The 14,180-nt window shown below is 66.7% G+C and carries 8 protein-coding genes; all 8 read right to left on the bottom strand.

The genetic code is table 11. From position 1 onward, the window contains the following. Nucleotides 1–283: 283 nt before the first annotated feature. The 8 genes from tuf to rplJ all read right to left on the bottom strand — a co-directional run bounded on the left by tuf (nucleotide 284) and on the right by rplJ (nucleotide 14,056). Nucleotides 284–1,474 (bottom strand): elongation factor Tu, encoded by a 1,191-nt coding sequence (gene tuf / locus JOD49_RS06290; RefSeq protein ID WP_205306417.1) that lies wholly within the window; start codon nucleotides 1,472–1,474, stop codon nucleotides 284–286. A gap of 118 nt (nucleotides 1,475–1,592) precedes the next feature. Beyond that, nucleotides 1,593–3,698 carry an elongation factor G gene (gene fusA, locus JOD49_RS06295; RefSeq protein WP_205306418.1) on the bottom strand — a complete coding sequence of 702 codons (2,106 nt, stop codon included), beginning with the start codon at nucleotides 3,696–3,698 and terminating at the stop codon, nucleotides 1,593–1,595. A 107-nt stretch (nucleotides 3,699–3,805) separates the two neighbouring features. Further along, nucleotides 3,806–4,276, bottom strand: coding sequence for a 30S ribosomal protein S7 (rpsG, locus tag JOD49_RS06300; RefSeq protein ID WP_030151942.1), 471 nt, complete (start codon nucleotides 4,274–4,276; stop codon nucleotides 3,806–3,808). Next, nucleotides 4,276–4,650 (bottom strand): 30S ribosomal protein S12, encoded by a 375-nt coding sequence (gene rpsL / locus JOD49_RS06305; RefSeq protein ID WP_021479869.1) that lies wholly within the window; start codon nucleotides 4,648–4,650, stop codon nucleotides 4,276–4,278. Before rpsL ends, rpsG begins: the two co-directional genes overlap by 1 nt. A 391-nt stretch (nucleotides 4,651–5,041) precedes the next feature. Further along, the gene (locus JOD49_RS06310) at nucleotides 5,042–8,911 is read right to left on the bottom strand and encodes a DNA-directed RNA polymerase subunit beta' (RefSeq protein WP_205306419.1); all 3,870 of its coding nucleotides are present in this window, start codon (nucleotides 8,909–8,911) and stop codon (nucleotides 5,042–5,044) included. A 126-nt stretch (nucleotides 8,912–9,037) separates the two neighbouring features. Then, nucleotides 9,038–12,562: a DNA-directed RNA polymerase subunit beta gene (gene rpoB / locus JOD49_RS06315; RefSeq protein WP_205306420.1), complete on the bottom strand. Its 3,525-nt coding sequence runs from the start codon at nucleotides 12,560–12,562 to the stop codon at nucleotides 9,038–9,040. 474 nt (nucleotides 12,563–13,036) lie between these two features. Beyond that, nucleotides 13,037–13,420: a 50S ribosomal protein L7/L12 gene (gene rplL / locus JOD49_RS06320; protein WP_030151946.1), complete on the bottom strand. Its 384-nt coding sequence runs from the start codon at nucleotides 13,418–13,420 to the stop codon at nucleotides 13,037–13,039. Nucleotides 13,421–13,528: 108 nt separating this feature from the next. After that, nucleotides 13,529–14,056, bottom strand: coding sequence for a 50S ribosomal protein L10 (rplJ, locus tag JOD49_RS06325; RefSeq protein ID WP_191791537.1), 528 nt, complete (start codon nucleotides 14,054–14,056; stop codon nucleotides 13,529–13,531). Nucleotides 14,057–14,180: the final 124 nt, after the last annotated feature.

Raw genomic sequence — 14,180 nt, forward strand, 5'->3', positions numbered from 1 at the left:
GAGCTCGCTCCCGCCGCCCCTGCCCACCGCACGCTCGGGCGAGAGCACGACGTCCCCGTGCGCGTGCGCGACGCGCGCAGGCGGCACGTCGTCGCCGACTGCGCCCGCGAAGGAGGGGGCACGGCGCCTCCACCTCCTCGGACGACAGCGCTCCCCCACACGCCCACCAGGTACGCCGAAGGGCCCGGGTACCTTGCGGTACCCGGGCCCTTCGGTCAATCCTTCCCGGAACCCCCGAGCGCGAGGCTCAGGTGCTGCCGGGGTGGATCAGGAGATCAGAAGATCACTTGATGATCTTCGTGACACGGCCCGATCCGACCGTACGGCCGCCCTCACGGATGGCGAAGCCGAGGCCCTCCTCCATGGCGATCGGCTGGATCAGCTCGACCGTCATCTCGGTGTTGTCGCCGGGCATGACCATCTCGGTGCCCTCGGGCAGCGTGATGACGCCGGTGACGTCCGTGGTGCGGAAGTAGAACTGCGGGCGGTAGTTCGAGAAGAACGGGTTGTGACGCCCACCCTCGTCCTTGCCCAGGATGTAGACCTGAGCCTCGAAGTCGGTGTGCGGGGTGATCGAACCCGGCTTGACGACGACCTGGCCGCGCTCAACGTCCTCGCGCTTGATGCCGCGGAGCAGCAGACCGGTGTTGTCGCCGGCCTGAGCCTCGTCCATCTGCTTGTGGAACGTCTCGATACCCGTGACCGTGGTCTTCTGCGGGTTGCGGATGCCGACGATCTCGACCTCGGAGTTGACCGCGAGGGTGCCGCGCTCGACCTTGCCGGTGACGACGGTGCCACGACCGGTGATCGTGAAGACGTCCTCGACGGGCATGAGGAAGGGCTTGTCGAGCTCACGAACGGGCTCGGGGACGTGCTCGTCCACGGCCTCCATGAGCGCCTCGACGGACTTGACCCACTCGGGGTCGCCCTCGAGAGCCTTCAGACCGGAGACGCGGACCACGGGGGCCTCGTCACCGTCGAAGCCCTGCGAGGAGAGGAGCTCGCGCACCTCCATCTCGACGAGCTCGAGGATTTCCTCGTCCTCGACCATGTCGGACTTGTTCAGCGCGACCAGCAGGTAGGGGACACCCACCTGGCGGGCGAGCAGAACGTGCTCACGCGTCTGGGCCATCGGGCCGTCGGTCGCCGCGACCACGAGGATCGCGCCGTCCATCTGAGCGGCACCGGTGATCATGTTCTTGATGTAGTCGGCGTGACCGGGAGCGTCGACGTGAGCGTAGTGACGCTTCTCCGTCTCGTACTCGATGTGCGCGATGTTGATCGTGATACCGCGCTGCTTCTCTTCCGGAGCCTTGTCGATCTCGTCGAACTTGAACTCGGGGTTCACGTCCGGGTACTTGTCGTGCAGCACCTTGGAGATCGCTGCCGTCAGCGTGGTCTTACCGTGGTCGACGTGACCGATGGTTCCGACGTTGACGTGCGGCTTGGTCCGCTCGAACTTGGCCTTCGCCACTGGGGTCCTCCTGGGACTTGGGTAGTTGTGCCGAACGATGCAGATGCGCAAGACATCTGCGGGGCGTGCGGGTCGCTACAGGTTGATGGTTGTTACAGGGTCTTCGACCTGTGGGGACTCACTCGCCCCGGGTCTTCTTGATGATCTCTTCGGCAACGTTCCGAGGAACCTCGGCGTAGCTGTCGAATGACATCGAGTACACAGCACGACCCTGGGTCTTGGACCGCAGGTCGCCGATGTACCCGAACATCTCGGACAACGGTACTTGAGCACGGATGACCTTGACACCCGTCGCGTCCTCCATGGACTGGATCATGCCGCGACGAGAGTTGAGGTCACCGATCACGTCGCCCATGTACTCCTCGGGCGTACGCACCTCGACCGCCATGACCGGCTCCAGCAGAACCGGGTCCGCCCGCTTGACGCCCTCCTTGAGGACCATCGAGCCGGCAATCTTGAACGCCATCTCCGAAGAGTCGACATCATGGTACGCGCCGTCGATGAGCGTAGCCTTCACGCCCACGAGCGGGAAGCCGGCGAGGACACCCAGCTGGAGGGCGGCCTGGATACCGGCGTCGACCGACGGGATGTACTCACGCGGGATGCGGCCACCGGTGACGGCGTTCTTGAACTCGTAGAGCTCGCCGCCCTCGGTCAGGTCGAGCGGCTCGAAGGTGACCTGCACCTTGGCGAACTGCCCGGAACCACCGGTCTGCTTCTTGTGCGTGTAGTCGATCTTCTCCGCGGCACGGCGGATGGTCTCGCGGTACGCGACCTGCGGCTTGCCGACGTTGGCCTCGACGTTGAACTCGCGACGCATGCGGTCGACGAGGATGTCGAGGTGGAGCTCACCCATACCGCCGATGACGGTCTGGCCGGTCTCCTCGTCGAGCTTGACGCGGAAGGTCGGGTCCTCCTCGGCGAGCTTCTGGATGGCGACCGAGAGCTTCTCCTGGTCGGCCTTCGTCTTGGGCTCGATGGCCACGTCGATGACGGGCTCCGGGAAGGTCATCGACTCGAGGACGACGGGGTTCGCGATGTCACACAGGGTGTCACCGGTCGTCGTGTCCTTGAGGCCGATGAACGCGTAGATGTGCCCGGCGCTGCCGAGCTCGACCGCGTTCTCCTTGTTGGAGTGCATCTGGAAGATCTTGCCCAGACGCTCCTTCTTGCCCTTGGTCGCGTTGAGCACCTGGGTGCCCGGCGTGACCTGGCCGGAGTAGACGCGGACGTACGTCAGCTTGCCGAAGAACGGGTGCGAGGCGACCTTGAACGCGAGAGCCGCGAACGGCTCGGTCGCGTCGGGGTGGCGCTCGACGACCTTCTCCTCGTCCTTGACGTCGTGGCCGTTGATGGCCGGGACGTCGAGGGGCGAGGGCAGGTAGTCGATGACCGCGTCGAGCATGGGCTGGACGCCCTTGTTCTTGAACGCGGAGCCGCAGAGCACCGGGAAGGCCTCGCCCGTGACGGTGAGCTTGCGGATGGCGGACTTGATCTCCGCGATCGTCAGCTCTTCACCGTTGAGGTACTTCTCGAGAAGCTCCTCGTCGGCCTCGGCGACGTTCTCGATGAGCTCGGCACGGTAGGTCTGCGCCTTCTCGAGGAGGTCCGCGGGGATCTCCTCGATCTCGTACGCCTCGCCCATCTTCGTCTCGCCGCGCCACACGAGGGCACGCATCTCGAGCAGGTCGACGACACCGGTGAACTCGCTCTCGGAGCCGATCGGCAGCTGGATGACCAGCGGCTTGGCCTTGAGGCGGTTCACGATGGTGTCGACCGTGAAGTAGAAGTCCGCGCCGAGCTTGTCCATCTTGTTGACGAAGCAGATGCGCGGGACGTTGTACTTGTCGGCCTGGCGCCAGACGGTCTCGGACTGGGGCTCGACGCCCTCCTTGCCGTCGAAGACAGCGACAGCGCCGTCGAGCACACGCAGGGAGCGCTCGACCTCGACCGTGAAGTCCACGTGGCCAGGGGTGTCGATGATGTTGATCTGGTTCTTGTTCCAGAAGCAGGTCACGGCGGCAGACGTGATCGTGATGCCGCGCTCCTTCTCCTGCTCCATCCAGTCGGTCGTCGACGCGCCGTCGTGCGTCTCACCGATCTTGTAGTTCACCCCGGTGTAGAACAGGATGCGCTCGGTGGTCGTGGTCTTACCGGCATCGATGTGGGCCATGATGCCGATGTTGCGGACCTTGTTCAGGTCGGTCAGCACGTCAAGTGCCACGGGTACTTCCCCTTTGTGTGGGTTGAGTCGGGGGGCGCTGCTTCTACCGAAGCCGGCCGGACCCGCCGACGGCCCCGGGGGTGAACCCCCAGGGCCGGTCGGTCGGACTACCAGCGGTAGTGCGCGAAGGCCTTGTTGGACTCGGCCATCTTGTGCATGTCCTCACGACGCTTGACCGCGGCACCGAGGCCGTTGCTCGCGTCGAGGATCTCGTTCATGAGGCGCTCGGTCATGGTCTTCTCGCGACGAGCGCGCGAGTAGTCCGTGAGCCAGCGCAGCGCGAGCGTCGTGGAGCGCGTGGGGCGCACCTCGACGGGGACCTGGTAGGTCGCGCCACCGACACGGCGCGAGCGGACCTCGAGGGCCGGGCGCACGTTCTCGAGAGCACGCTTGAGGACGACGACGGGGTCACCGTCGGTCTTCGCGCGGACACCCTCGAGGGCACCGTAGACGATCGCCTCGGCGGTCGACTTCTTGCCGTCCAGGAGGACCTTGTTGATGAGCTGGGTGACGACCGGGGAACCGTAGACAGGGTCGACGATGAGCGGCCGCTTCGGGGCGGGGCCCTTACGAGGCATTAGCTCTTCTCCTTCTTGGCACCGTAGCGGCTGCGAGCCTGCTTGCGGTTCTTGACGCCCTGGGTGTCGAGTGCGCCACGGACGATCTTGTAGCGGACACCGGGGAGGTCCTTCACACGACCACCGCGGACGAGCACGATGGAGTGCTCCTGGAGGTTGTGGCCGACGCCGGGGATGTACGCGGTGACCTCGACCTGCGAGGACAGCTTCACGCGTGCGACCTTGCGCAGTGCGGAGTTCGGCTTCTTGGGGGTGGTCGTGTACACACGGGTGCACACACCACGCCGCTGCGGGGAACCCTTGAGGGCGGGAGTCTTGGACTTCCCGACCTTCGAGGTCCGCCCCTTGCGGACGAGCTGCTGGATCGTAGGCACTACGTCTCCGTGTCTTCTCGAGCTGGACCGGGGAGTTCCCCGGCGGTGGTCTCTACGGGCTGTGGGCGCCGACGGCAAACGGCACCTGCGACGCAGAGCGTCGCAATCGCCACGTACCACCGGCTCGATGGTCCGGGCTGGGCTCGAGCACGATCCGAGGATCGTCCGAAGAGCTCAGGCACCGGAATGCTCGCGCACTCACATCGGCGCGCTGGAAACGACACAGCGAGCACGACGGCGCGGGCACGGTCTCCAACGATACCTGCCACGTGGCAGGTAGTCAAAGAGAGAAGGGGTGATCCCGGCGCGTCCAGCGCGCCGAGACCACCCCCTGTGCTACTCGGGTCGTCACGGCCCCACGACGCGAGGTCGCGGGGCCGTGACGCCGGGATCAGCGGTAGTCGCCGAAGTCCAGGTCCTCGAGCGGGATCGCCTCGCCGGAGCCCATCCCGAGCCCCTGGAAGTCGATCTCGTCGTAACCGAAGCTCGGGTAGAGCTCGGTCTTGGCCTGCTCGGTGGGCTCGACCTCGACGTTGCGGTAACGGGGCAGACCCGTACCGGCCGGGATGAGCTTACCGAGGATGACGTTCTCCTTGAGGCCGAGGAGCGGGTCACGACGACCGCTCATCGCTGCCTCGGTGAGGACGCGCGTCGTCTCCTGGAAGGAGGCCGCCGAGAGCCACGAGTCGGTCGCGAGCGACGCCTTCGTGATGCCCATGAGCTCGGGACGGCCGGAGGCCGGCTGGCCGCCTTCCGCCACGGCACGACGGTTGAGGTCCTCGAAGCGTCCACGCTCGGCCAGCTCGCCCGGGAGCAGCTGCGAGTCGCCCGAGTCCAGCACGGTCACGCGACGCAGCATCTGCCGCACGATGACCTCGATGTGCTTGTCGTGGATGTCCACGCCCTGCGAGCGGTAGACCTCCTGGACCTCGTCCACCAGGTGCTTCTGGGTGGCGCGGGGGCCGAGGATGCGCAGGACCTTCTTGGGGTCGACCGCACCCTGGACCAGCTGGGTACCGACCTCGACGTGGTCGCCGTCGCTGACGAGGAGGCGCGAACGCTTCGTCACCGGGTAGGCGAGCTCCTCCGAGCCGTCGTCGGGGGTCAGGACGATGCGGCGCGTGCGCTCCGCCTCGTCGATCGTGATGCGACCCGAGAACTCCGCGATGGGGCCCTCGCCCTTCGGGGTACGTGCCTCGAAGAGCTCGGTCACACGGGGCAGACCCTGCGTGATGTCGTCCGCGGAGGCCACACCACCGGTGTGGAACGTACGCATCGTCAGCTGGGTACCGGGCTCACCGATCGACTGGGCCGCGATGATGCCGACGGCCTCGCCGATGTCGACGAGCTTGCCCGTGGCCAGCGAACGGCCGTAGCACTTGGCGCAGGTGCCGACGCGGGACTCGCAGGTCAGGACCGAGCGGACCTTGACCGTGTCGATGCCGGCAGCGAGGAGCGCGTCGATGACCAGGTCACCGGCGTCCTCCCCACCCTTGGCGATGACGTTGCCGTCCGCGTCCTCCACGTCGGAGGCCAGCGTGCGGGAGTAGATGCTCGTCTCGACCTTGTCGTGACGGACGAGGTTCTCGCCGATCTTCTCCCCGACGGGCAGCGTCAGGCCGCGCTCGGTGCCGCAGTCCTCCTCGCGGACGATGACGTCCTGCGACACGTCGACCAGACGACGGGTCAGGTAGCCCGAGTCGGCGGTGCGCAGAGCGGTGTCGGCGAGGCCCTTGCGGGCACCGTGCGTCGCGATGAAGTACTCGAGGACCGAGAGGCCCTCACGGTAGTTGGACTTGATCGGGCGAGGGATGATCTCACCCTTCGGGTTCGCCACGAGACCACGCATACCTGCGATCTGACGAACCTGCATCCAGTTACCACGAGCACCCGAGCCGACCATCGTGTAGACGGTGTTGCGCTCGGGGAAGCTCGCACGCATCGCGGTCGCGACCTTGTCGGTGGCCTGCGTCCAGATCTCGATGAGCTCCTGACGGCGCTCGTCGTCGGTGATCAGACCACGCTCGTACTCCTGCTGCACCTTGAGCGCACGTGCCTCGTGCTCCTCCAGGATCGCGGCCTTCTCGCTCGGCGTCGCGACGTCGGAGATCGCGATGGTGACACCCGAACGGGTGGCCCAGCGGAAGCCGGCCTCCTTGAGCGCGTCGAGCGAGGCAGCCACCTCGACCTTGGGGTAGGTCTCGGCGAGCTCGTTGACGATCGTCGACAGCTTCTTCTTGTCGACGATGCCGTTGACGTAGCCGTAGCTGACCGGGAGCGTCTCGTTGAAGAGGGCGCGACCCAGCGTGGTGCCGAAGACGAACGGCTCCCCCGGCACGAAGCCCTCAGGGGCCTCGCCCTCGGCGAAGACGAGACCGTCCATGCGGATGCTGACCTCGGCGTTCAGGTCCAGCGAACCGCCGTCGAAGGCCATGATGGCCTCGGCGACCGAGCTGAACGCACGCCCCGCACCCTTGGCGTCCTTCTTGTCGTTCGTCAGGTGGTACAGACCGATGATCATGTCCTGCGAGGGCATGGTCACCGGACGACCGTCCGACGGCTTCAGGATGTTGTTGCTCGAGAGCATGAGGATGCGCGCCTCGGCCTGGGCCTCGGCCGACAGCGGCAGGTGCACGGCCATCTGGTCGCCGTCGAAGTCCGCGTTGAACGCGGCACACACGAGCGGGTGCAGGTGGATCGCCTTGCCCTCGACCAGCTGGGGCTCGAAGGCCTGGATGCCGAGGCGGTGCAGCGTGGGTGCACGGTTGAGCAGCACGGGGTGCTCGGTGATGACCTCTTCGAGGACGTCCCACACGACCGGGCGAGCACGCTCGACCATGCGCTTGGCGCTCTTGATGTTCTGCGCGTGGTTCAGGTCCACGAGGCGCTTCATCACGAACGGCTTGAAGAGCTCGAGGGCCATCTGCTTGGGCAGACCGCACTGGTGCAGCTTGAGCTGCGGGCCGACCACGATGACCGAACGGCCCGAGTAGTCGACACGCTTGCCGAGCAGGTTCTGACGGAATCGACCCTGCTTGCCCTTGAGCATGTCGGAGATCGACTTCAGGGGACGGTTGCCGGGGCCCGTGACCGGGCGGCCACGACGGCCGTTGTCGAAGAGCGAGTCCACAGCTTCCTGCAGCATGCGCTTCTCGTTGTTGACGATGATCTCCGGCGCACCCAGGTCGAGAAGACGCTTGAGGCGGTTGTTCCGGTTGATCACGCGGCGGTACAGGTCGTTCAGGTCCGAGGTCGCGAAGCGGCCACCGTCGAGCTGCACCATGGGGCGCAGGTCCGGCGGGATGACCGGGACGGCGTCCAGCACCATGCCCGTGGGCGAGTTGGTGGTGGTCAGGAACGCGTTGACGACCTTGAGACGCTTGAGCGCACGGGTCTTCTTCTGGCCCTTGCCGCTGCGGATGATCTCGCGCAGGAGTTCGGCCTCGGCGACCAGGTCGAAGTCCTGGAGGCGCTTCTGGATCGCCGCGGCGCCCATCGAGCCCTCGAAGTAGTTGCCGTAGCGGTCCTGGAGGGCGCGGTAGAGCATCTCGTCGCCCTCGAGGTCGGCGACCTTGAGGTTCTTGAAGCGGTCCCAGACCTGGTCCAGACGGTCGAGCTCGGCGTCCGCCCGCTTGCGGATCGACGCCATCTCGCGCTCGGCCGAGTCGCGGACCTTGCGGCGGGCGTCGGCGCGAGCGCCTTCGGCCTCGAGCGCGGCCAGGTCGGCCTCGAGCTTCTGGGCACGGGTGTTGATGTCGTTGTCGCGACGGTCCGTGATCTCCTTCTTCTCCAGGTCGATCTCGTTCTGGAGGTTGGGGAGGTCTTCCTGACGGCCCTCGACGTCGACCGACGTGATCATGTAGGCGGCGAAGTAGATGACCTTCTCGAGGTCCTTCGGCGCCAGGTCGAGGAGGTAACCGAGGCGGGAGGGCACACCCTTGAAGAACCAGATGTGCGTGACGGGTGCGGCGAGCTCGATGTGGCCCATGCGCTCACGGCGCACCTTCGAGCGCGTCACCTCGACGCCGCAGCGCTCGCAGATGATGCCCTTGAAGCGCACACGCTTGTACTTGCCGCAGTAGCACTCCCAGTCCCTGGTGGGGCCGAAGATCTTCTCGCAGAAGAGTCCGTCCTTCTCGGGCTTGAGGGTGCGGTAGTTGATGGTCTCAGGCTTCTTGACCTCGCCGTGAGACCAGTCACGGATGTCGTCTGCCGTGGCCAGTCCGATACGCAGCTCGTCGAAGACATTGACGTCGAGCAAGGTGGTCCTACTTCCTTCGTCTGCCGGCCTGTCCGGGGTTCGTCCCGGCCGGCGCGGTGGAGGTGCTACAGAGTGTCGGGTGGCGGTGGGGGCGTCCGTTCACGGATGCCCCCACCGCTTCCGAGATCAGATCTCGTCGATCGTGGATGCTGCGTTGGGGCGACGCGACAGGTCGATGCCGAGCTCCTCGGCAGCGCGGTACACGTCGTCGTCGGACTCACGCATCTCGATGGAGACACCGTCGCTCGAGAGCACCTCGACGTTCAGGCACAGCGACTGCATCTCCTTCAGGAGGACCTTGAAGGACTCCGGGATGCCCGAGTCGGGGATGTTCTCGCCCTTGACGATCGCCTCGTAGACCTTCACGCGGCCCGGGACGTCGTCGGACTTGATCGTCAGCAGCTCCTGGAGGGTGTACGCCGCGCCGTATGCCTCGAGCGCCCACACCTCCATCTCGCCGAAACGCTGTCCACCGAACTGCGCCTTACCACCCAGCGGCTGCTGCGTGATCATCGAGTACGGACCGGTCGAGCGGGCGTGGATCTTGTCGTCCACCAGGTGGTGGAGCTTCAGGATGTACATGTAGCCCACGGAGACCGGCTCCGGGAACGGCTCGCCGGAGCGGCCGTCGAACAGACGTGCCTTGCCGTCGCGGCCGACCATGCGGTTGCCGTCGCGGTTCGGGAGCGTCGTGGAGAGCAGACCCGTGAGGGCCTCCTCCTCGAGCCCGTCGAAGACCGGGGTCGCCACGGGGCGTCCGGGCTCGGACGAAGCGGCGACCGCAGGGACGTGCTCCTTCCAGGACAGGTCGCCCTCGCCGGCCGCACCGTCGGTCTGCGAGATGTCCCAGCCCTGCTTCGCGACCCACCCGAGGTGGGTCTCGAGGACCTGGCCGACGTTCATACGACCGGGGACACCCAGCGGGTTGAGGATGACGTCCACGGGGGTGCCGTCCTCGAGGAAGGGCATGTCCTCGACGGGGAGGATCTTCGAGATGACGCCCTTGTTGCCGTGACGGCCGGCGAGCTTGTCGCCGTCCGTGATCTTGCGTCGCTGCGCGATGTACACGCGGACGAGCTGGTTCACACCGGCGGGCAGCTCGTCGCCGTCCTCGCGGTTGAACTCGCGGACACCGATGACGGTGCCGGACTCGCCGTGGGGAACCTTGAGCGACGTGTCGCGGACCTCGCGGGCCTTCTCGCCGAAGATGGCGCGCAGGAGGCGCTCCTCCGGGGTCAGCTCGGTCTCGCCCTTGGGCGTGACCTTGCCGACGAGCACGTCGCCCGCGCCGACCTCTGCACCGATGCGGATGACTCCGCGCTCGTCGAGGTCCGCCAGGACGTCCTCGGAGACGTTCGGGATGTCCCGCGTGATCTCCTCGGGGCCGAGCTTCGTGTCGCGGGCGTCGACCTCGTGCTCCTCGATGTGGATCGAGGACAGGACGTCGTCCTGCACGAGGCGCTGCGACAGGATGATCGCGTCCTCGTAGTTGTGGCCTTCCCAGGACATGAACGCGACGAGCAGGTTGCGGCCGAGCGAGAGCTCGCCCTCGTCCGTCGCGGGACCGTCCGCCAGCACGGAGCCGACCTCGACGCGTGCGCCCTCGTCGACGACGACGCGCTGGTTGTACGACGTGCCCTGGTTCGAACGGCGGAACTTCGCCGCGCGGTAGCTCGTCGTGGTCGCGTCGTCGTTCGCGACGACGATCAGGTCCGCGGAGACCTCGGTCACGACACCGGGCTTGGTGGCGACGATGACGTCACCGGCGTCGATGGCTGCACGACGCTCCATGCCGGTACCCACGAGCGGGGCCTCGGAACGGACCAGGGGCACGGCCTGACGCTGCATGTTGGCACCCATGAGTGCGCGGTTCGCGTCGTCGTGCTCGAGGAACGGGATGAGGGCGGTCGCGACCGACACCATCTGGCGCGGCGAGACGTCCATGTAGTCGACCTCGGTGCCGAGGACGTCGGCCGTCTCGCCACCCTTGGTGCGGACCAGGACGCGCTCGGCACGGAACGAACCGTCGGCGTTGAGCTCGGTGTTCGCCTGGGCGATGACGTAGCGGTCCTCGTCGTCGGCCGTCAGGTAGACGACCTCGTCGGAGACCTTGCCCGCCTCGACCTTGCGGTACGGCGTCTCGATGAAACCGAACGGGTTGATGCGCCCGTAGGAGGCGAGCGAGCCGATCAGACCGATGTTCGGGCCTTCAGGGGTCTCGATGGGGCACATGCGGCCGTAGTGCGACGGGTGGACGTCACGGACCTCCATGCCGGCGCGGTCACGGGACAGACCACCCGGGCCCAGCGCGGACAGACGACGCTTGTGCGTCAGGCCGGCGAGCGGGTTGTTCTGGTCCATGAACTGCGAGAGCTGCGAGGTGCCGAAGAACTCCTTGATCGACGCCACCACGGGGCGGATGTTGATCAGGGTCTGCGGCGTGATCGCCTCGACGTCCTGGGTCGTCATGCGCTCGCGCACGACACGCTCCATGCGGGACAGGCCCGTACGGACCTGGTTCTGGATGAGCTCACCCACGGCGCGGATACGACGGTTGCCGAAGTGGTCGATGTCGTCGGTCTCGACGCGGATCTCGACGGGCTCGCCGGCACGCGTGCCGGGGAGCGTCGTGACCTCGGCGTGGAGGGCGGCGAGGTACTTGATCGTCGCGACGATGTCCGTGACGGACAGCGTGGAGTCGGCCAGGGGCGCGTCGACGCCGAGCTTCTTGTTCGCCTTGTAGCGGCCGACCTTCGCGAAGTCGTAGCGCTTGGGGTTGAAGTAGAAGTTCTCGAGGAGCGAGCGACCGGCCTCGACCGTGGGCGGCTCGCCCGGACGGATCTTGCGGTAGAGGTCGACGAGCGCCTCTTCCTCGGTGTGGACGTGGTCCTTCTCGAGCGTGTCGAGCACCGACGGGAAGTTGGCGAACTCCTCGCGGATCTGCGACTCGGTCAGGCCGAGGGCCTTGAGCAGCACCGTGACGGACTGCTTGCGCTTGCGGTCGACACGGACGCCGACGGCGTCGCGCTTGTCGATCTCGAACTCCAGCCACGCACCGCGCGACGGGATGATCTTCGCGGAGTAGATGTCCTTGTCGCTGGTCTTGTCGGCCTGGCGCTCGAAGTACACGCCGGGCGAACGGACGAGCTGCGAGACGACGACGCGCTCGGTGCCGTTGATGATGAAGGTGCCGCGCGCGGTCATGAGCGGGAAGTCGCCCATGAAGACCGTCTGGCTCTTGATCTCACCGGTGTTGTAGTTCACGAACTCCGCGGTGACGAACAGCGGCGCGGCGAAGGTGAAGTCCTTCTCCTTGCACTCCTCGGCCGAGTACTTCGGGGGCTCGAAGCGGTGGTTGGAGAAGGAGAGAGACATGGAGGAGCCGAAGTCCTCGATCGGGGAGATCTCCTCGAAGATCTCCTCGAGACCCGACGTCGCGGGGACGTCCTGGCGACCGGCAGCCGCCGCGGCGTCGACGCGCGCGCGCCACGCCGGGTTGCCCAGCAGCCAGTCGAAGCTCTCGGTCTGGAGCCCGAGCAGGTCGGGCACCTCGAGAGGCTCGTAGATCTTGGCGAAAGATACGCGCCGGGAAGCGGTGCGGTTCGCGATAGCGTCGGCGGACGGAGCAGAAGGGGTGCGCGAGGCAGCCAAGAGGGGTCCTTCCCTGCAGATCGATTGCACGCTGTACGCTGCGTGGCTGGAGGACCTCTTCCCCCTGAGGCTGCCGTGGTGCACGATGGACGCACACCGGAGACGGTTCGGGCAGTCAGAGGGTGCCGAGGGCACACGCGAGCGCAAAGCGCTAGCATACCCGGCCCAGTCAAGCGTGTCCAGCCGCGCGAAATCGCGGCCTGTCAAGGCCGTCGTCACGCCACTGCACTCCCCCACCAGGCCGGTGAGGACATCTTCTCGGTGGCCGCCATATGCCGCCCAAGAACACGAAGAAACTCCCTGCCCGACGGCGCCGGTCACCTTCACGAGGAAGGCGGGCTCGGGCGTCGGGCCGGGAGACGAAGAGGCGACGAGAGGCCCGCACCCCCGAAGGGATACGGGCCTCGTCGCCTGTGCTACCTGTCAGGTCACGCGAGGTGACCCGTCATGCGATACCGCCCCGAGGGGCAGTGATCACTTGACGGTGACGGTTGCGCCGGCGCCCTCGAGGGCAGCCTTGGCCTTGTCAGCAGCGTCCTTGGCAACGTTCTCCAGGACGGGCTTGGGGGCGCCGTCAACGAGGTCCTTGGCCTCCTTCAGGCCGAGGCTCGTGAGGGCACGCACCTCCTTGATGACCTGGATCTTCTTGTCGCCGGCAGCCTCGAGGATGACGTCGAACTCCGTCTTCTCCTCGACCTCCTCGGCGGCAGCGGCCGCGGGGCCTGCAACGGCGACGGCGGCCGGAGCGGCTGCGGTGACCTCGAATGCGTCCTCGAACGCCTTCACGAACTCGGAGAGCTCGATGAGGGAGAGGCCCTTGAACTGCTCGATGAGCTCTTCGGTGCTGAGCTTCGCCATGATGGCGGTCCTTTCGGTTGGTGCTCGGCAGCGGCCCTGTCAACGATCCACAGAGCCCTGCTGGAAGCAGAGGGGGTGTGTGCGTGCTGCGTGATCCTCAGACGAGGATCAGGCGGCAGCGCTCTCCGATTCCTGCTTGAGGCGCAGGGCATCGATGGTGCGGACGGCCTGCGAAGCGGGCGCGTTGAACAGGTACGCCGCCTGGTAGAGCGGCTGCTTGAACGCGCCGGCCAGCTTGGCCAGCAGGACCTCGCGGGACTCGAGGTCCGCGAGCTTGGTGATCTCCGCAGCGGTCAGGGAGCGCCCGTCGAGGACACCGCCCTTGATGACCAGTGCGGGGTTCGCCTTGGCGAAGTCACGCAGGCCCTTGGCCGCCTCGACCGGGTCACCGGTCACGAAGGCGATGGCCGAGGGGCCCTTGAAGTCGGCGTCGATCTCGATGCCGGCTTCCTTGGCCGCGATGGCGGTCAGCGTGTTCTTCACCACGGCGTAGGTTGCGTTGCCGCTGAGCGACCGACGCAGCTGCTTGAGCTGCGCGACGGTGAGCCCGCGGTACTCGGTCAGCACGGCCGCGTTCGACTCGCGGAAGTTCTCCGTGAGCTCTGCGACTGCGGCTGCCTTGTCCGGCCTCGCCATGGCAATCCTTCCGGTGGTGGTGCCACCGGTCTCCGCAGGGCGGGGGCCCTGGGGGGTGAGGTCCTGCGGAGACGAGAAGAGCCCCGCGCAGGCGCGGGGCTCGAAGTGCAGGCTCTCGCCCGCT

This window comes from Oerskovia jenensis, from assembly GCF_016907235.1.
Lineage (GTDB): Bacteria > Actinomycetota > Actinomycetes > Actinomycetales > Cellulomonadaceae > Oerskovia > Oerskovia jenensis.

Coding starts and splice junctions, on each gene's coding strand:
- rpsG (WP_030151942.1), bottom strand. CDS start 4,276: ATGCCTCGTAAGGGCCCCGCCCCGAAGCGGCCGCTCATCGTCGACCCT.
- rplL (WP_030151946.1), bottom strand. CDS start 13,420: ATGGCGAAGCTCAGCACCGAAGAGCTCATCGAGCAGTTCAAGGGCCTC.
- rplJ (WP_191791537.1), bottom strand. CDS start 14,056: ATGGCGAGGCCGGACAAGGCAGCCGCAGTCGCAGAGCTCACGGAGAAC.